Raw genomic sequence first — 16,310 nt, forward strand, 5'->3', positions numbered from 1 at the left:
CCAGCCTGAAGGAATCGTGGTTTCTGACATGAAACCTATGGGTTTCTGGGTGAAGTTAAATAAAAAAGCCGGGACAGAGCCCGGCTTTTTGTTTCATTCCCACTCGATCGTTCCGGGTGGTTTTGAGGTGATATCATATGTGCACCGATTGACGCCTTTGACCTCGTTGATAATCCGCGTGGCGGTTTCACCAAGGAATTCGTGGGTGAAGGGGTAATAATCGGCGGTCATGCCGTCCACCGACGTCACTGCCCGAAGCGCGCAGGCGTAATCATATGTGCGTCCGTCCCCCATCACGCCCACGGTGCGCACCGGCAGGATGGCCACGAAAGCCTGCCAGATCTCATCATAAAGGCCGTGCTTGCGAATCTGGTCGATATAGACGGCATCCGCCTCGCGCAGGATGTCCAGTTTCTCGCGGGTGATTTCACCGGGGCAACGGATCGCCAGACCAGGGCCGGGGAAGGGGTGTCGGCCGATGAAGCTGGATGGCAGGCCCAGTTCGCGGCCCAAAGCGCGGACCTCGTCCTTGAACAGTTCGCGCAGGGGTTCGACCAGTTTCAGGCCCATTTTCTCGGGCAGGCCGCCGACATTGTGGTGCGACTTGATCGTGACCGATGGGCCGCCGGAAAAGGACACCGATTCAATGACATCGGGGTAGAGCGTGCCCTGCGCCAGGAACTCGGCCCCGTCGATGGTGTCGGCATGTTTCTGGAACACGTCGATAAACAGCTTGCCGATGATCTTGCGCTTAGTCTCGGGGTCGGACTGGCCTTCGAGTTCGCCAAGGAACAACTCGCTTTCGTCAGCGTGGATCAGTTGGATGTTGTAGTTGTCGCGGAACATGCCGACGACTTCCTGGGCCTCGTTCTTGCGCAGCAGGCCGTGATCGACGAACACACAGGTCAACTGATCTCCGATCGCCTCATGGATCAGGATCGCAGCGACCGAGCTGTCGACGCCGCCAGACAACCCGCAGATGACCTTTTTGTCGCCCACCTGCTCGCGTATTTTGCGGATCATTTCGTCACGATAGGCACCCATCGTCCAGTCACCCTTGAACCCGGCCAGTTTGACGAAATTCTCGTACAGTTTCGCGCCTTTGGGGGTGTGATGCACCTCGGGGTGGAACTGAACGGCATAGAAGTGGCGTGTGCTGTCGGCAGTGATCGCAAAAGGCGCGTTGGGCGAGGTGCCGAACACCTCAAAACCCGGTGCGATTTCGCTGACGTGATCACCGTGGCTCATCCAGACCTGCTCGTCACCCTCGGAAAACCAGCCATCTAGAATGTCCAATTTGCCCTTGGGTGTGACAAAAGCACGACCGAATTCGGCAGTGCCGTGGCCGCTTTCGACCTTGCCACCCAATTGGTGCATCATCACCTGCTGGCCATAGCAGATGCCCAAAATCGGCACGCCATAGTCGAAAATCTCTTGCGGGGCGCGCGGTGAACCCTCGCGCGTTACGCTGTCGGGGCCGCCCGAGAAAATCACAGCCTTTGGCGCCATCTTGCGCACAAAGTCCATCGTGACATTCTGGTAGGGGTGGATTTCGCAATAGACGTTCAGCTCACGAAGGCGTCGCGCAATAAGCTGCGTTACCTGGCTGCCGAAGTCGATGATCAGAAGGCGGTCATGGGTGTCCTGGGTCATGGTTGGCTATTAGGTCGCAAGCCTTGCATGTGCAAGCGCAATGACATCATTTGTGCAATTGTGCCTCAGGATAACGCCAATAGGATCTTACATGTCAGAGATCACGTTGCGAAAAGCCACTCTTGCTGATGTAGGCAAGGTCACGAATTGTCTCGCCGCCGCTTATGCACCCGCATTGCGCGATATTCCGGATCTGCCGGATGTAACAGGGGGTGTGGCCGATGACATCCGGTCCCATGGCGGGGTTGTGGCCGAGATGAATGCTGAAATCGTTGGATACATCGTTTTTGGGCAAGTGGACGATGCAGTGATGATATTCAATCTTGCGGTGGCACCCAACGCACAAGGCCGAGGGATCGCGGGACGATTGCTGGACCAAGCCGAAAGCGTTGCGCGCGACAGGGGAATATCGCGCCTCACGCTGCGGACTCACCGTTTGATGCATTCCACGGTGTCCATGTACCAACATCTGGGTTGGAACGTGGAAAAACAAAGCGAAAACAGATTACTATTGGGTAAGTCTATATCAAAGTCGCCCTAATCAGCTAACTGGTGCGCTCAACGGAAATGTCGCTTTTTCACCTGTAGCGCCGTATTTTATATGCTTTGCCCCTGTCAGCTCCTGTAACAGAATTCTCAAACCAACCAACACACGGGATCTTCACATGGCTGAGGCAAACACCCGGCGCAGGGCGAGAGGTGGCGGTGGCGCTGCCCGCCGCGCCGAGCGCACCGCGGTACGAATCGAAACGGCAAAATACATCGAACGCAATATTCCGAACTTCGAAGTTCTAAACGAAGAAGCGTTGCAGATCATCGAAACCAACGCCGAAACCATTCTGGCCGAGGTCGGTGTCAACTTTGTCGACAACCCCGCCGCACTGGAGCGTTGGAAGGATGCGGGTGCAGATGTGGATGGCGAGCGCGTCCGCATCCCCCGAGGTCTTGCGCGCGAGCTGATCAAGACCGCCCCCAGCGAGTTCACCCAGCACGCCCGCAACCCCGAGAAATCGGTGGTCATCGGTGGCCGCAATCTGGTTCTGGCCCCGGTCTATGGCCCGCCCTTCGTGCGTGATGCGCAGGGTGGTCGTCGCTATGCGACCATGGACGATTTCAACAAGTTCGTGAAGCTGGCTTATATGTCCAAGTGGCTGCATCACTCGGGCGGGACAGTCTGCGAACCCACCGACATCCCGGTGAACAAGCGTCACCTCGACATGCTGATGGCGCATATGACCCTGTCGGATAAGCCTTTCATGGGTTCGGTGACCGATCCCAGCCGTGCGCAGGATTCGGTTGAGATGTGCGAGATCCTGTTCGGCAAGGAATTCGTGCAGGAAAACACGGTCATGACGTCGCTGACCAACATCAACTCGCCGATGACCTTCGATGATGTGATGATGGGCTCTTTGGAAGTCTACGCGGCCAACAATCAGGCCTGCATCATTTCGCCCTTTATTGTGGGTGGCGCGATGGCTCCGGTCTCGGTTGCTGGAACGCTGACGCAGGTTCTGGCCGAAGTTCTGGCTGGTGTAGCCTATAGCCAGATCATCCGTCCGGGTGCGCCTGCAATCTTTGGTGCGTTCGTGTCGTCGATCGACATGAACTCGGGTGCGCCGACCTTTGGGACACCCGAGGCGTCTATGGTCACCTACGGCGCGGGCCAGCTGGCACGTCGTCTGGGGCTGCCGTTCCGATCGGCGGGTTCGTTCTGCGGCTCAAAACTGCCGGACGCACAGGCCGCGTATGAAACCGCGAACTCGTTGAATATGGGTCTGATGGCCGGTGTGAACTTCATGCTGCATTCCTGCGGCTGGCTGGAGGGCGGTCTGGTGGCCGACTTTGAAAAGTTCGTCATGGATGCCGACCAATTGGGCGTTCTGCACGGTATCGCCAAAGGCGTGGCCTATGATGAAAACGCGCAGGCCATGGATGCGATCCGCGAAGTCGGCCCCGGAGGACACTATCTGGGATGCGCTCATACGCAGGCCAACTTCAAAGAGGCGTTCTGGAAGTCCGATCTGCTGGATTACAAGCCGTTCGAAACCTGGGAAGACGAGGGCGGTCGTGACACGCGTCAACTGGCGACGTCGCGGGTCGAACACTTGCTGGCCAACTATCAGCAACCTCAGCTCGACCCAGGCGTCCATGCCGCTCTGAACGAGTACATTGAAAAGAAAAAGGCATCCATGCCGGACGCCTTTACCTAAGTCAGTGATATTGAGGGGCGCGACTGGCTTTGAACAGTTGCGCCTCTCCCAGTAGCGCGATCAGAATATCCAGATGCCGAACCAGAGAATAGGCAGCGTCTTCGGCCATTCTTTGCGCGTTGGCTTCTTTCTCCATCTCTATCAAGCGAACGAGGGCCGCCCCGTTTCCGGGCAATGAGCCATATCCCAAAATTCGCTGTAGATGACGATCCAGATCATAGTCTTGCGCGCCGTGCTTTGCAGCGCGGGCCAACAGGCGCGGGCGGCGTAGGGACGAGATCATTGTCATCAGGTTTTGCATTTCAAAGTTCCATTGCAGTGTGGCAGTTGCCCTGAGTGTCACACAACCTAAGCGGGTGTTGCCTCAACCACGGTCTGGCCGAACTCTGACTTCATGAGTGTTTATGTTTTTAAAACAAATCTGGTTCTTGTCCTCGCTAGTTAACGAACGAGTAACGAAAGCGACTCTAGTTAGAATTGGTTAACAAATTCACCGGGGGCGATAGAGAACAGAATTGAATTGTCTACGAGGGCAACTAACTATGGAAAATAACATGGCTTTCACCATTCCGGCTTGGGTTCCCGAAGGGGCGCAGCGGTATCTTGCGCATACCGAAACCGGACAGTCGATCCGCGACATTGCGCGGTCAGCAGGGTGCCATGCGTCAACCATACTCAGGCAGATAAGACGTATCGAGTCGCGTCGGGACGATCCATTGGTGGACGCCGAGCTACAATCTTTGGCTGACGAGCATTTTTCGGAAAACACAGCCAAAGATGAACCATTGTCTGGCATTCGGGGCGATGACATCGCCGCAGCCGAAGAAGAATTTGAGCGTGAGGCATTAAGAGTTCTGCGACGGCTTTGCGAGACCGGGTCAGTCTTAGCCGTCGCCGAAGATATGGACAAAGCCGTGGTCGTTCGTGGCACGGGCGATCAGGGAAGCACACGAACGGCTGTCGTCGATTGCAGGGTTGCTCAGGCGCTTGCCCTAAAGGACTGGATCGGCTGTGACAATCCGGGCCGTATCTCACGGTACCGTATCTCTTCTGCCGGACGAACCGCGCTGGGTCAGTTGATGGCCGAGGTGGAAAACCGGGCGCGGACACGCAATGAACTCGGGATGTCCGAAGCGCAAACTCCGTTCCAGCCAATGACCGCAAAGGCTCAGGCACGGGGGGCGGGGGATCGACCCCGTAGAATTCGTTACAGCGCCGCAGAAAGCCCATTGATCGGGCTAGCGCGCCGACGTGATCGGGACGGAAAGCCGTTTCTGGACGAAACGCTGGTCAGCGCCGGAGAACGCCTGCGGGAAGATTTTGAGTTGGCGCAGGTCGGGCCAAAGGTCGCGCAGAACTGGGATCACTTCCTGACCGCCGGAGGGCGCGGCAGCTTTGGGAACCATAGCGGTGATGGTTGCGGGTCATCGGATGCCCGTAATCGGGTTGAGAGTGCCCTTTCCGATCTTGGCCCCGGACTAAGTGACGTTGCATTGCGTTGTTGTTGTTATCTCGAAGGGTTGGAATTGGCCGAAAAGCGGATGGGGTGGTCTGCTCGGTCCGGAAAAATCGTACTGCGGATCGCACTTCAAAGGCTCAAACGACACTATGAGGAAAAGGCTGAACAAAACCGACTTATAGGGTGATCGGACCAGCGATAGTTCTGCCTTGCGGGTCTGGCGCGATATGATAATCAAAGGTTATGAATTTTACCCTTAGGCAATTGCAGTATTTTAACGCCGTGGCCGAGCAGCGGAATTTTGGCAGGGCTGCGCAGGTTTGCCATGTTTCGCAACCCGCTTTGTCCGTTCAGATCAAGGCGTTGGAAGAGACACTTGGCGGAACGCTGTTTGAACGGCAAGCCCGCGATATTCTGCTGACCCCGTTGGGACGGGATGTGCTGGATCATGCACGGCAGGTTCTGGGGGCTGCGGATCGGCTGGATCAATTTGCAAAGGATCAGTCGGGTGGCCATAGATCGCTTTCGATTGGGATAATTCCAACAATTGCTCCGTACCTGCTGCCTGGGGTTCTTGCCGGGCTTCGCGCGGCGGATGTTTCTCTGAAGGTTCAGATACGAGAGGCAAGGACAGAAAGACTGCTCTCGATGCTTCGCGCGGGTGAGGTTGATGCCGGATTGTTGGCACTGCCGGCTGGAGGCTCCGAGTTGTTTGAGCTTCCGTTATTCGAAGACCGCTTTCTGTTGGCGGGCAGCGCCGGGCGGCTACAGTCTATGCCGCAACACCCTGAGGCGCTGCATCCATTGGATCTGCAGGCGACACAACTCATGCTGCTGGATGACGGTCATTGCCTAACGGATCAGGCGTTGGAGGTGTGTGGACAGGATCGAAGCAGTGGGTTGATCAACATGGGTGCGTCTTCGCTGGCCACCTTGTCCCGGCTAGTCGCCGAAGGGTTTGGCCTGACGCTGATGCCCGAACTAGCCGCCCGCGCCGAGACTGAGGCCGTTCCCGGCCTAAAGCTGCAGCGTTTCGGTGCGCCCCAACCATTCCGAACAATCGGTCTGGTGCGTCGTATGTCCACCAGCGCAGAAGATTGGTTCGACAGTCTCGCGGATGTCATACGTCAGGTTGGCGAAGACATCGTTGCTGAGACGCGAAAATAGTAAGACCCGCCGGGACGGGTCTTAATCTTTGAGCTTATGCGATTAAGCGAGGGCGGGTTCTTTCGCCTCATCCAGATGCTTCATCAGGTTATCGGGCGATGACACGCCGTAAGGATCTTCGGGGCAGTTGTCCATCAAGCCTGGTTCTTCAAACCAAGCCTCGACCACGCCGTCATTGACAATGGCAGCGTAACGCCAAGACCGCATTCCGAAACCAAGGTTGTCCTTGTCGACCAACATGCCCATTTTCCGGGTGAATTCCCCGGAACCATCAGGGATGACCTTTACGTTCTTCAGGCCTTGATCCTGCGCCCATTTGTTCATGACAAAGCTGTCATTCACAGACATGCAGTAAATGGCGTCGATTCCCTTTTTCGCAAAGTCGGCAAAACCGTTTTCGAACCCCGGAAGCTGATAGGTCGAGCATGTTGGCGTAAACGCGCCCGGCAGGGAAAACAGGATGACCCGCTTGCCCGAGAAAAAGTCCGCTGTGGTTTTGTCTTCCCAGCGATATGGATTTGGCCCTTCGACGGCCTCATCGCGAACGCGGGTGTGGAAGGTGACAGCAGGTAATTTTGTGCCGGTTTTCATCAACAAGCTCCTGTGATTCATGATGATTTGGCACGTATTTAAAATAGTTCTAAATTGGCTTCAACGTCAGAATTGCTGCAACCGCGAATTACCCGAGGTTATTGAAAGAACGTCCATAATTTGCCCAGGATTGTTCATATGTTCTGCGGTTCCGAAAAGCAGATACTATGTTGCATGTCAGGTATGTGTCGGTGGCATGGTACAGTTTGACGTACTATGTTAGAGCAAAGCAAATTGACCCAAAGTCAGGAAAGCCAGCCGTGCGTGATCTGAAGATCCCCGAACAACGTCACCCTGAAAAGGCGCATCGCCCGGACAACGCGCAGCCCAAAAAGCCCAGTTGGATTCGCGTCAAAGCACCGGGCGGCAAGGGCTATGCCGATACCCGCAAGATTATGCGGGACAACAACCTTGTCACCGTCTGCGAAGAAGCCGGTTGCCCGAACGTCGGCGAATGCTGGAGCCAAGGCCACGCCACCATGATGATCATGGGCGAAATTTGCACGCGCGGCTGCACCTTCTGCAATATCGCGACGGGACGGCCTGACGATCTGGATGTTTTCGAACCCGGACGCGTTGCCCATGCGGTCGAAAAACTGGGTCTGAACCATGTCGTCATCACCTCGGTCGATCGTGATGATCTTGCGGATGGCGGGGCGGATCATTTTGCGCAAACTATTCGCGCTATTCGTCATCGGTCCCTCAAAACGACCATCGAAATTCTGACGCCTGACTTTCTGAAATGTGAGCCCGAGGTTTTGGAAGTCGTGGTCGAAGCCAAGCCGGACGTGTTCAACCATAACCTTGAAACCGTACCGGGGCTTTATCCCGAGGTTCGGCCCGGCGCGCGGTATTTCCATTCTTTGCGCCTTTTGCAGCGTGTGAAAGAGCTTGACCCGTCTATCTTTACCAAGTCCGGCATCATGGTTGGTCTGGGTGAAAAGGAACAAGAGGTGCGGCAGGTCATGGACGACATGCGCGCGGCGGACATCGACTTTTTGACGATCGGCCAATACTTGCAACCCACGCCGAAGCACCACGGCGTCGACAGGTTCGTAACACCGGAAGAGTTCTCATCGTATGAGAAAGCGGCTTATGGCAAAGGATTCCTGATGGTGTCGGCAACGCCGCTGACCCGCTCGTCCTACCACGCTGGCGATGACTTTGCGCGCCTGCGGGATGCGCGTCAAAAAATGCTGGAGCAAGGGTGACCCCTGACGCCCTTGAACGGCTCACGGTCTTACGCCGCGATCTTCACCGCTACCCCGAACTATCCGGGCAGGAGCGAGAAACTTCGGCGCGCGTGGTCGGTTTGTTGTCCGATCTTGGTGCGGACCGTATCTTGCAAGGGTTGGGCGGCTATGGAGTCGCTGCAGTCTTTGAGGGCAACAGGCCCGGCCCGACGGTCGCCATCCGCTGCGAGTTGGACGGCTTGCCAATTCAAGAGATCAGCAATGCGGAATACGCGTCGCAGAACGCTGGTAATGGCCATTTGTGTGGGCATGACGGCCATATGGTCATGGTGCTGGGGGTCGCTGAGGCGCTAAAGCGGTGTAGACCCTCCAAAGGGCGCGTCGTGCTGATTTTTCAGCCCGCCGAAGAAACCGGCAAAGGCGCTGCGGCGTTCCGAAATTCAACTGGTTTTTCGAACATCGCCCCAGATTATGTGTTTTCTCTTCACAACTTGCCGGGATTGGACCTTGGTTCGGTCGAACTGTGCGAAGGGCCCGCAAATTGTGCCTCTCGCGGAATGAAGGTGACACTGGTCGGGAAAACCTCACATGCCGCGGCACCGCAAGATGGGGTGTCTCCGGCATTTGCGTTGTCTGAGCTAGTCCCGAAATTGGCCAACCTAAGCCGCGGTGACGATCTGGACGAGGATTTTGCGCTGGTGACGGTCACTCATGCGAATTTGGGCGAGCGGACATTCGGCGTTGCACCTGGACAAGCAGAGCTATGGGTGACCTTGCGCACTGTGACGGATGCCAGAATGCATCAGATGATTGCGGACGCCGAAGCGTTGGTGCAGGACGCTGCGGCGTCTGATGGGTTGGCGTGCCAGATCACTTACGACGATGTGTTTGAAGCCTGCGTCAACCATCCTGAGGCGGTCGAATATCTGCAGACTGCATGCAAGACGTACGGCGTGCCTTGCAAGCTTGTCCAAAGCCCACAGAAATTCTCCGAGGACTTCGGCCAGTTTTCCAAAGGTGCAAAGACGGCCATGTTCTGGTTGGGTGCAGGTCGGACGCACCCGCAATTGCACAACCCGGATTATGATTTTCCGGATGACTTGATACCTGTAGGAACCGGCGTGTTCCTAAGCGCCATAGACGCAGTGCTGGAAGGGGTGTTCTAGTATCGGCCCGCCTAGTTGGCCAAATCGCTAACAATTCCAACGGCTTCTATTACAGTTTTCGTGTCGTCCGAGATGGAAAGAATTTCGTCGTCGACCCGAATGTAGCGTTGACCGGGACCCAGCGGCTTCAGCTTCCAGTTATCGAGGTCGTCAATGTAGTCAAAGTTCAGATCATTCGGCAATTTCTGGCCGCGCGTATATCGTTTGATTTGTCCGGGCGGAACAGCCTTGCCGTTTGAGTTTATAACTTTCTCAGCTTTGTTTTTGTTAGCTCCGTGCCCTTTGCCCTTATTGTCCTTTGCGGACGATGCACCGGCAAACGCTACAATCGCCATAACTACACCAACGGTCGCAACAAGTCGCTTCATCAAATTCCTCCCACTTTCATGGAAAGAGTAAGGGCATTTCGCGGTCCTTGTCTATTTGTATTCGAAAGTTTGAATTTAGTTGGGTACGCAGACACGTGTTTTGTCATCTTAGCCGTCCACAAAACGCACCTTGCCGATGAAGGGCAGGTTGCGATTGCGTTGGGCGTAGTCGATGCCATAGCCGACGACAAATTCGTCCGGTATTTCAAACCCGATCCAGTCCGAGCGAAAGTCAACCTCACGCCGACTGGGTTTGTCGAGCAGGGCAATAGACTTGAGGCGGCTGGGCTTCCGACTGTTCAACAGCTTGGTCACATGATTCAACGTATGGCCTGTGTCGACGATGTCTTCGACCACCAGCACGTCACGCCCTTCAATTGCGCCACGCAAGTCTTTGAGAATACGAACTTCACGACTGCTTTCCATTGAGTCTCCGTAAGATGATGCCTCGAGGAAGTCCACCTCGATCGGCAGGTCGAGTTCGCGCACAAGATCGGCGATGAAGACAAAACTGCCACGCAGCAGGCCGACCACGACCAGCTTGTCGGTATTCCCGAATTCCTGCGTTATCTCGCGGCAAAGCTCTTCGATCCGGGCGGCGATCGCCTTGGCCGAGATCATCTCATCTATCACATATGCGCGGTCTGTCATCACTGCCCCCTTGATCTTTGGCGCGCAACATACGACATGACGCGCCATTGTCACCTGCAAATAGCGGACCGCCATGCCAACCCATTCCGAGACACGTCACCTGCCTTATACAGCCCAGCAGATGTATGACCTTGTCGCGGATGTGGCCAAGTATCCGCAGTTTCTACCGTGGTGCGCGGCAGCCCGGATCAGACGCACCTATGCGGCGGGCGAGGCGCAGGTGCTTGAGGCCGATCTTGTGATCTCGTTCAAAGTGTTCCGCGAACGGTTCGGCAGCCGTGTGACATTGCACGCCGAGGCTCGGCGGATCGACACCGAGTATCTGGACGGGCCATTCAAATACATGAAATCCGATTGGCAGTTCGCGGATGCGCCCGAGGGGGGATGCAACATCTCATTCCACGTGGATTTTGAGTTCAAGAACGCAATCTTACAGGGCATCATCGGAGTCGTCTTTAACGAGGCCATGCACCGGATTGTTCAGGCGTTCGAGAGCCGGGCTTCCGATTTATACGGCTAAGCCTTTACCAGGAATGGGCGCACGCTAGACTGCGCCTCATGACCGATTTCACTTCAGCTCTGGCCGAGTTTGCATCCGGCCCAATTTCGACTTCGTCCCAGACCCGTATTGTGACGTCCCTTTCGGTATTCGACTGGATGGCCGTTGGTCGTGCGGGCGCCAACGAACCCGTTTCTATGACGGTGCGCGATCTTGTTTTGGGCGAAGGCGGCACAGGGCAGGCGCATCTATTTGGTGGCGGCCGCGCACCTTTGCGAGGGGCCGCGTTGGTTAATGGGACAGTTTCTCATGCTCTGGATTACGACGATACGCATTTCGCTCATATCGGGCACCCGTCGGTCGCAGTGCTGCCAGCAGCGTTGGCGCTATGTGAATGGGATGATCGGATACTTGTAGATTTTCTCGAGGCCGCTTTGGTCGGGATGGAGCTGTCCATCCGGATGGGGCTGTGGCTAGGGCGGGACCATTATCAGGCCGGGTTCCACCAAACCGCGACGTCCGGAGCGTTTGGAGCGGCGGCTGCAGCGGGCCGGGTGCTTGGCTTCGATGTGGGGAAGATGCGCAAGGCTCTGGGTCTGACGGCCACCCGGGCGGCAGGTTTGAAAGCTCAGTTTGGAACGATGGGCAAACCCTATAATGCGGGGCTTGCAGCATCAGCGGGCGTCGAAGCCGCGCTGTTGGTCGCCAAGGGGTTTGAGCCCAGTTCCAATGCGTTGGAAGGGCCGTTTGGTTTCGGTGCAACGCATCAGGGTCAATCCGAGGCAGAAGCAGCATTGAACGGGCTAGGGGAGGATTGGTTGTTCGAGTCGGTCAGCCACAAATTTCATGCCTGTTGTCATGGCCTGCACGCGGCGCTTGAGGCCGCCTTGGAACTCGACATAGCAGAACCGGAAGTGGCCGAAATCAAGATCAGGACCCACCCACGCTGGATGAGCGTGTGCAATCAGATGTCGCCCACAACGGGGTTGGGGGCCAAGTTTTCCTATCGGACAGTGATTGCGATGCAGGCGCTGGGTTATGACACGGCGCTGCCAGCCAGCTATTGCGAAAAAACATGCTCCGATCCGCGTCTACTTTCGCTGCGCGACCGTGTGACGGTCGAGGCAGATGAGACTTTATCTGAGACTCAAGCCCACCTGACCCTGCTGCGCCGCGACGGTATCCGCAAAGAGGCGAGCCATGATCTGTTGACCCAGTTGCCTCTGTCCGAGCGCGAGGATCGGGTGCGCGGCAAGGCCACCAAGCTGATCGGAGGGGATGAAGCGGACGCGATCTGGTCGATGCTACGCACCGGAGGCCGCGCCCGTGATCTGGCAGAGCTTCTGGCGGGTTAGACCACGCGCCAGTGCAGCGGAAATCCCGGATCGAACACTGTGACAGGCCCGTCACCGGACTCGATCTTGTCGGGATAGACGACCGGTTCGCCCTTGGTCAGCGTGATTGTGCCCTCATTAACCGGCAGGCCGTAAAATCCGGGGCCATTGAGCGACGTAAACCCTTCCAGCTTGTCCAAAGCGCCTTCACGGTCGAACATCTCGGCCACCAGCGACATGGTGTTTGTCGCGGTGAAACACCCGGCGCAGCCACAAGCCATTTCCTTGTTCGCATCCGTATGCGGCGCGCTGTCGGTACCCAAAAAGAACCTTGCATCGCCCGAGGTCGCAGCAGCCAAAAGCGCCAGCCGGTGCTTCTCGCGCTTGGCGACGGGCAGGCAATAGTAATGCGGCTTGATGCCACCGACCAGAATGTGGTTGCGGTTGATGATCAGATGATGAGCTGTGATCGTCGCGCCCAGATCACTGTCATTGGCCTTGACGTAGTCTACACCGTTCGCGGTGGTAATATGCTCCATCACCACACGCAGGCCGGGAGTCGATTTACGGATCGGGTCCAGAACACGGTCGATGAACACGGCCTCGCGGTCAAAGATGTCGATCTCTGCATCCGTGACTTCGCCATGCACACACATGGGCAGGCCAATCTCGGCCATCTTTTCAAGCACCGGACGTATCTTGTCGAAATTCCGCACGCCCGAGGCCGAATTGGTCGTGGCCCCCGCCGGATACAGCTTGCACGCCTTGATCAGCCCGCTGGCATGGGCTGCAGCGACGTCCTCGGCGTCTGTGTTCTCGGTCAGATATAGGGTCATCAGCGGCTCGAACGTCATCCCGTCGGGCAGGGCGGCCAGAATGCGGTCGCGATAGGCGGCGGCCTGATCACCGCGCACCACGGGCGGCACGAGGTTCGGCATGATGATCGCACGGGCAAAATGGCGCGCGGTTTCGGGCAGGACGGCTTCCAGCATCGCGCCATCGCGCAGATGCAGATGCCAGTCGTCGGGGCGGCGGATCGTCAGGGTATCGGTCATGGCCCCCGGCTAGCACAGTGCGCGCAGCCGCGAAAGGCCCCGATTTTGCACCTATCTCTTGTCAACTTGTCGGAACGTCGTAAGTCACCTGAAAGCCGATGGTCTTGACGCGCGCGTTCGGTCATGACCTGTTGTGCCGAAGGGGAGAAAACCATGACGCAGCCAAATTCTATCGACGCCGTTCAGACCATGCTGGGCGAACAGGGCTATGTCTGTGGCCGGGCCTTGGCCACGGTCGTCTTCCTGTCGCTGAAACTGGGCCGCCCGCTGTTTCTGGAAGGCGAGGCCGGGGTCGGAAAGACCGAGATCGCCAAGGCGCTGGCCGCCGGGCTAAACCGCCGACTGATCCGACTGCAATGTTATGAGGGGCTGGATGCGTCCTCTGCCGTCTATGAATGGAACTTCCCGGCGCAGATGGTAGCGATCCGTACCGCCGAGGCATCTGGTAGCGCGGACCGGGGCGCACTTCAGACCGAGCTTTTCTCGGACGACTACCTTATCGAACGCCCTTTGCTGCAGGCCATGCGTCCCGACGCAAACGGCGCACCGGTCCTGCTGATCGACGAGCTCGACCGCACGGATGAACCATTCGAGGCCTTCCTGCTCGAAGCCCTCAGCGATTTTCAGGTGACGATCCCCGAGCTGGGTACTGTGCAAGCGCCCGAGCCACCTATTGTCATCGTCACCTCAAACCGCACGCGCGAAGTGCATGATGCCCTTAAACGCCGCTGCCTCTACCACTGGGTCGACTACCCGGACTTCGAGCGTGAGATCGAAATCCTCCACGCCCGTGCCCCCGAAGCGGCCGAAGCCCTCAGCCGCGAGGTGGTGGCTTTTGTTCAGCACTTGCGCACCGAAGATCTTTTCAAGAAACCGGGTGTGGCTGAAACGATTGACTGGGCCAAGTGTCTGCTGGCCCTTGATGTGATCAACCTCAGCCCTGAAGTCATCGGCGACACGCTGGGCGCGATCCTGAAATACCAGGACGACATTCAGAAACTTCAGGGCTCCGAGGCGAAACGCATTTTGGACGAAGCCAAAGCCACTCTTGAACCGGCCTGATGTTTCTTCTGTTCAAAAATACTTCGGGGGTATGGGGGCAGAGCCCCCATGATTTTTGATGGTCGAGCAACTCCCGCTGGATATCCCTGAAAATCCAAAGCTGGCGCAGAACATCACGCATTTTGCCCGGGCTCTGCGCAAAGCCGGACTGCCTATTGGCACAGGCCGTGTCGTGGACGCCATTCGTGCGGTGCAGGCGGCAGGATTCTCCGAGAAACAGGATTTCTATTGGACCCTCCATGCCTGTTTCGTGAACCGACCTGAACATCGAACTGTTTTCGCGCAAGTCTTTCGCATGTACTGGCGTGATCCGCGCTATATGGAGCACATGATGGCCATGATGCTGCCTGCCGTGCGGGGCGTTCAAGAGGATCGCAAGGCCGATGCGGGCGAAAAACGCGCGGCCGAGGCTCTATTGGACGGTGTCGAGCGTGACCTTCCTGAAACGTCTGAAACCGACGAAGAGACCGAACTTGAAATTGACGCATCACAAACGGCGTCGTCCGAGGAACGGCTGCGCAGCCTTGACTTTGAACAGATGAGCACGGCCGAAATCGCATTGGCTAAGCGCATGTTGGCGCGGATGACCCTGCCGGTAAAACCCATCGAGTCGCGGCGTGGACAGGCCAGCCATTTAGGCAACCGCATTGACCGGGCCCGAACCCTGCGCGCGGCCATGCGCCAGGGTGGAGAACTGCGGGACATCCAGCATCTCAAGCCAAAACCGCGCTGGCCCAATCTTGTCGTGCTTTGCGATATCTCTGGGTCAATGAGCCAATACAGCAGGATCATCCTGCATTTCCTTCATACGGTTTCAAATGCAAAGGGGGCGGGCTGGGCCAAGGTTCACGCGTTTACCTTCGGCACCCGACTGACCAACATCACTCGGCATTTGCAGCAACGCGATGTGGATGCAGCCCTTGCTGCGGCAGGGTCCGAAGCGCAGGATTGGGAAGGGGGAACCCGCATTGGTGATTGCCTCCACACCTTCAATCGAGACTGGTCTCGGCGTGTTATGGGGCAGGGTGCGGTCGTGTTGTTGATTTCCGACGGGCTGGACCGCGGAGAACCCGAGGCTCTGGCCAAGGAAACTGAACGTTTGCACTTGTCATCGCGCCGCCTGATCTGGCTGAACCCGTTGCTGCGCTGGGACGGGTTTGCGCCCAAGGCGCAAGGTGTTGCAGCAATGCTGCCTCATGTGGACAGCTTTCGCGCGGGACATTCCATTGCCACGCTAGAAGACCTAGCAGACGTAATTTCTAAACCCGACGATGTGGGTGAGAAAGCGCGGCTCATGTCCGCGCTTTCCGGGTGAAGTCTAACTTAGTTGTTCTTCGTTGCATTTGCGGGCCATTTCCATGGCCTTGTAGGTGCCCGTCAGATCAACGGTAAAGGCGAATTCCTTTTCGGGGAACACGACCATGACCTTTTGCTTGGCGATGTCTTCGGCAAATTGCGGGTCGTCCGACAAGACATAGCCGCCCGAGTACCCTTTGGTAATGTTGCCCTTCATGCCGGTCGCTTCGCCGATATAAAGGTTATCACCCAACAGAACGGCCACGGCCTCGGTGTCGCCGCGTTTGATATCGGTCTTGGCTTTGGTGAAAACGCCGACATATCCAACACCGCGATCTTCGGTTAGGCCCATCTGAACCACATTTTCCGAGTCATCCACCGCTTCGATCAGGCAGGATTTCTTGTCTTGGTCGATGAATACTTTCCAGCCCTCAACCTCGCCATAGCGCAGGAATGTGTCTGCCGATGCGATCGTCGATGTGAACAGACCAATGGCTATTCCCAGTGTAACAATGCGTTTCAACTCTCTGTCTCCGTTGTAAAAATGAGATCTGTTATACGCTGGATGCTGCCAGCGGTGGGCTCAAGCTACGACCAGAGAACACG

17 protein-coding genes are annotated in these 16,310 nt (G+C 56.9%); 10 read left to right on the forward strand and 7 right to left on the reverse strand.

All coding sequences use genetic code 11. From position 1 onward, the window contains the following. Positions 1 to 93: 93 nt before the first annotated feature. Positions 94 to 1,653: a glutamine-hydrolyzing GMP synthase gene (guaA, locus tag GOX73_RS03285; RefSeq protein WP_171123130.1), complete on the reverse strand. Its 1,560-nt coding sequence runs from the start codon at positions 1,651 to 1,653 to the stop codon at positions 94 to 96. 91 nt (positions 1,654 to 1,744) lie between these two features. Between guaA and GOX73_RS03290 the strand changes: the two genes are divergently transcribed. Both GOX73_RS03290 and GOX73_RS03295 read left to right on the forward strand, forming a co-directional pair. Continuing rightward, positions 1,745 to 2,194, forward strand: coding sequence for a GNAT family N-acetyltransferase (locus GOX73_RS03290; RefSeq protein ID WP_171121263.1), 450 nt, complete (start codon positions 1,745 to 1,747; stop codon positions 2,192 to 2,194). 124 nt (positions 2,195 to 2,318) lie between these two features. Further along, a complete protein-coding gene (locus GOX73_RS03295; RefSeq protein WP_171123132.1) occupies positions 2,319 to 3,863 on the forward strand; it encodes a trimethylamine methyltransferase family protein in 1,545 nt (514 codons plus the stop codon). 1 nt (position 3,864) lies between these two features. Here GOX73_RS03295 and GOX73_RS03300 read toward each other — a convergent pair whose 3' ends face one another. Further along, complete coding sequence (locus GOX73_RS03300; RefSeq protein ID WP_171123134.1) at positions 3,865 to 4,164, reverse strand: DUF6477 family protein; 300 nt, start codon at positions 4,162 to 4,164, stop codon at positions 3,865 to 3,867. Positions 4,165 to 4,405: 241 nt separating this feature from the next. Here GOX73_RS03300 and GOX73_RS03305 point away from each other — a divergent pair, with 241 nt between their 5' ends. Together GOX73_RS03305 and GOX73_RS03310 are read left to right on the forward strand one after the other, a co-directional pair. Then, on the forward strand, positions 4,406 to 5,509 hold the full coding sequence (locus tag GOX73_RS03305; RefSeq protein WP_171123136.1) for a DUF6456 domain-containing protein: 1,104 nt from the start codon (positions 4,406 to 4,408) through the stop codon (positions 5,507 to 5,509). Between the two features lie 56 nt (positions 5,510 to 5,565). Then, positions 5,566 to 6,489, forward strand: coding sequence for a hydrogen peroxide-inducible genes activator (locus tag GOX73_RS03310; protein ID WP_171123138.1), 924 nt, complete (start codon positions 5,566 to 5,568; stop codon positions 6,487 to 6,489). A gap of 42 nt (positions 6,490 to 6,531) precedes the next feature. Here the strand turns inward: GOX73_RS03310 and GOX73_RS03315 are convergent, their stop codons facing one another. Beyond that, entirely contained in the window at positions 6,532 to 7,080 is a 549-nt protein-coding gene (locus GOX73_RS03315; RefSeq protein WP_171123140.1) for a peroxiredoxin, read from the reverse strand. A gap of 260 nt (positions 7,081 to 7,340) precedes the next feature. Here GOX73_RS03315 and lipA point away from each other — a divergent pair, with 260 nt between their 5' ends. Beyond that, on the forward strand, positions 7,341 to 8,291 hold the full coding sequence (gene lipA, locus GOX73_RS03320; RefSeq protein WP_171123142.1) for a lipoyl synthase: 951 nt from the start codon (positions 7,341 to 7,343) through the stop codon (positions 8,289 to 8,291). Next, positions 8,288 to 9,439 carry an amidohydrolase gene (locus GOX73_RS03325; RefSeq protein ID WP_171123144.1) on the forward strand — a complete coding sequence of 384 codons (1,152 nt, stop codon included), beginning with the start codon at positions 8,288 to 8,290 and terminating at the stop codon, positions 9,437 to 9,439. The genes lipA and GOX73_RS03325 overlap by 4 nt, the downstream gene beginning before the upstream one ends. Positions 9,440 to 9,450: 11 nt before the next feature. On the opposite strand, the gene GOX73_RS03330 is transcribed toward GOX73_RS03325, so the two are convergent. Both GOX73_RS03330 and hpt read right to left on the reverse strand, forming a co-directional pair. Further along, the gene (locus GOX73_RS03330) at positions 9,451 to 9,807 is read right to left on the reverse strand and encodes a hypothetical protein (protein ID WP_171123146.1); all 357 of its coding nucleotides are present in this window, start codon (positions 9,805 to 9,807) and stop codon (positions 9,451 to 9,453) included. Positions 9,808 to 9,915: 108 nt separating this feature from the next. Next, complete coding sequence (gene hpt / locus GOX73_RS03335) at positions 9,916 to 10,458, reverse strand: hypoxanthine phosphoribosyltransferase (RefSeq protein WP_171123148.1); 543 nt, start codon at positions 10,456 to 10,458, stop codon at positions 9,916 to 9,918. A gap of 73 nt (positions 10,459 to 10,531) precedes the next feature. On the opposite strand from hpt, the gene GOX73_RS03340 reads away from it, so the two are divergent. Next, entirely contained in the window at positions 10,532 to 10,978 is a 447-nt protein-coding gene (locus GOX73_RS03340) for a type II toxin-antitoxin system RatA family toxin (RefSeq protein ID WP_171123150.1), read from the forward strand. Between the two features lie 38 nt (positions 10,979 to 11,016). After that, the gene (locus tag GOX73_RS03345) at positions 11,017 to 12,312 is read left to right on the forward strand and encodes an MmgE/PrpD family protein (RefSeq protein WP_171123152.1); all 1,296 of its coding nucleotides are present in this window, start codon (positions 11,017 to 11,019) and stop codon (positions 12,310 to 12,312) included. On the opposite strand, the gene pyrC is transcribed toward GOX73_RS03345, so the two are convergent. Next, positions 12,309 to 13,346: a dihydroorotase gene (pyrC, locus tag GOX73_RS03350; RefSeq protein WP_171123155.1), complete on the reverse strand. Its 1,038-nt coding sequence runs from the start codon at positions 13,344 to 13,346 to the stop codon at positions 12,309 to 12,311. The genes GOX73_RS03345 and pyrC overlap by 4 nt on opposite strands. A 153-nt stretch (positions 13,347 to 13,499) precedes the next feature. Between pyrC and GOX73_RS03355 the strand changes: the two genes are divergently transcribed. After that, positions 13,500 to 14,408 carry a MoxR family ATPase gene (locus tag GOX73_RS03355; protein WP_171123157.1) on the forward strand — a complete coding sequence of 303 codons (909 nt, stop codon included), beginning with the start codon at positions 13,500 to 13,502 and terminating at the stop codon, positions 14,406 to 14,408. Positions 14,409 to 14,466: 58 nt separating this feature from the next. After that, complete coding sequence (locus GOX73_RS03360) at positions 14,467 to 15,723, forward strand: VWA domain-containing protein (protein ID WP_171123159.1); 1,257 nt, start codon at positions 14,467 to 14,469, stop codon at positions 15,721 to 15,723. A gap of 3 nt (positions 15,724 to 15,726) precedes the next feature. Here the strand turns inward: GOX73_RS03360 and GOX73_RS03365 are convergent, their stop codons facing one another. Beyond that, on the reverse strand, positions 15,727 to 16,227 hold the full coding sequence (locus tag GOX73_RS03365) for a hypothetical protein (RefSeq protein WP_171121277.1): 501 nt from the start codon (positions 16,225 to 16,227) through the stop codon (positions 15,727 to 15,729). Positions 16,228 to 16,310: the final 83 nt, after the last annotated feature.

It is taken from the genome of Ruegeria sp. HKCCD7221, from assembly GCF_013031225.1.
Classification (GTDB): Bacteria; Pseudomonadota; Alphaproteobacteria; order Rhodobacterales; family Rhodobacteraceae; genus Ruegeria.

Bases quoted from the DNA above. Each gene is read 5' to 3' on its own strand.
- guaA (WP_171123130.1), bottom strand. From the start codon at position 1,653: ATGACCCAGGACACCCATGACCGCCTTCTGATCATCGACTTCGGCAGC.
- GOX73_RS03290 (WP_171121263.1), top strand. From the start codon at position 1,745: ATGTCAGAGATCACGTTGCGAAAAGCCACTCTTGCTGATGTAGGCAAG.
- GOX73_RS03295 (WP_171123132.1), top strand. From the start codon at position 2,319: ATGGCTGAGGCAAACACCCGGCGCAGGGCGAGAGGTGGCGGTGGCGCT.
- GOX73_RS03300 (WP_171123134.1), bottom strand. From the start codon at position 4,164: ATGCAAAACCTGATGACAATGATCTCGTCCCTACGCCGCCCGCGCCTG.
- GOX73_RS03305 (WP_171123136.1), top strand. From the start codon at position 4,406: ATGGAAAATAACATGGCTTTCACCATTCCGGCTTGGGTTCCCGAAGGG.
- GOX73_RS03310 (WP_171123138.1), top strand. From the start codon at position 5,566: ATGAATTTTACCCTTAGGCAATTGCAGTATTTTAACGCCGTGGCCGAG.
- GOX73_RS03315 (WP_171123140.1), bottom strand. From the start codon at position 7,080: ATGAAAACCGGCACAAAATTACCTGCTGTCACCTTCCACACCCGCGTT.
- GOX73_RS03330 (WP_171123146.1), bottom strand. From the start codon at position 9,807: ATGAAGCGACTTGTTGCGACCGTTGGTGTAGTTATGGCGATTGTAGCG.
- hpt (WP_171123148.1), bottom strand. From the start codon at position 10,458: ATGACAGACCGCGCATATGTGATAGATGAGATGATCTCGGCCAAGGCG.
- GOX73_RS03340 (WP_171123150.1), top strand. From the start codon at position 10,532: ATGCCAACCCATTCCGAGACACGTCACCTGCCTTATACAGCCCAGCAG.
- GOX73_RS03345 (WP_171123152.1), top strand. From the start codon at position 11,017: ATGACCGATTTCACTTCAGCTCTGGCCGAGTTTGCATCCGGCCCAATT.
- pyrC (WP_171123155.1), bottom strand. From the start codon at position 13,346: ATGACCGATACCCTGACGATCCGCCGCCCCGACGACTGGCATCTGCAT.
- GOX73_RS03355 (WP_171123157.1), top strand. From the start codon at position 13,500: ATGACGCAGCCAAATTCTATCGACGCCGTTCAGACCATGCTGGGCGAA.
- GOX73_RS03360 (WP_171123159.1), top strand. From the start codon at position 14,467: ATGGTCGAGCAACTCCCGCTGGATATCCCTGAAAATCCAAAGCTGGCG.